Source organism: Psychrobacter sp. 1U2, assembly GCF_051847575.1.
Genome location: NZ_JBPYDC010000770.1, coordinates 1 through 845, shown reverse-complemented (window position 1 = coordinate 845; position 845 = coordinate 1). Strand labels below are relative to the sequence as shown.

1 protein-coding gene is annotated in these 845 nt (G+C 40.2%); it reads right to left on the bottom strand.

The window, feature by feature from the left end; genetic code table 11:
• Positions 1-293: 293 nt before the first annotated feature.
• A partial coding sequence (locus ACS8FD_RS18640) for a metal ABC transporter permease (RefSeq protein ID WP_439276941.1) occupies positions 294-845 on the bottom strand: 552 nt, incomplete at its 5' end.

The following is an 845-nucleotide window of genomic DNA, read 5'->3' as shown; positions in this document are numbered from 1 at the left end:
TGTACTGCTTGTACAGTAGATAAATGCATATCCGTAATCTGTAGTACATTTACCTGACCATCTGGGCTGCTGATTTCACGAGCAGGATAACTTGGCATAAGGTCGATCCCTTTACGTCAAGACAATTAAAGCCTAAGAAAACCACTATAAAGAATAATAATGCAAACTTATAGCACAAAAGTTATGTAATCTCTAGCTTTAAATGCCAGACAAGGTTCATAAGTTATTAACGAATAATGTCAAAAAATTCCGTTGCTTAAAACCACTTTTTAAATTAATACCATTTAGTGAAACTAAGTACGTATTTTGGTCGCTATCTTGGTGGTTAATAGAGCCATAAAAAACAAGACCGCCAATACTAAAACTATAGCAAGCCCCGTCTGTATATCAAGCCAAATACTGCTCCAAACACCTAGCGTCACGCCGACTTGCGCTATGATGAGTGCAAAAATGACCATCTGTTTGGGAGCTGTTGACCATAAACGTGCCGTTAAAGCGGGCAGCACTAGCAGGCCACTGATCAATAAACTGCCTACTGCTTGTAATGCAATGGCACAAAAACCCGCCAATACACCCATAAAGAACAGGCGCTGTTTTGTCGGATCAACCCCTTGAATGCGGGCAAGAGCTTCATGAGTGGCAAGTTTTATTTGAGCAGGCCATATATAGGCCAAAAATACCAATCCTACTAACACACTACCAGCAATTAATGGCAAATCAGCCCAATCAAGTTCAAGTAAATTGCCAAACAAAAATCCTAAGACATTTGCTTGCTGATCAGTAAGCTGAGTTAAGGTTAATAGCCCTAAACACAATAAAGACACTGCTACTACTGCCAGCACCGC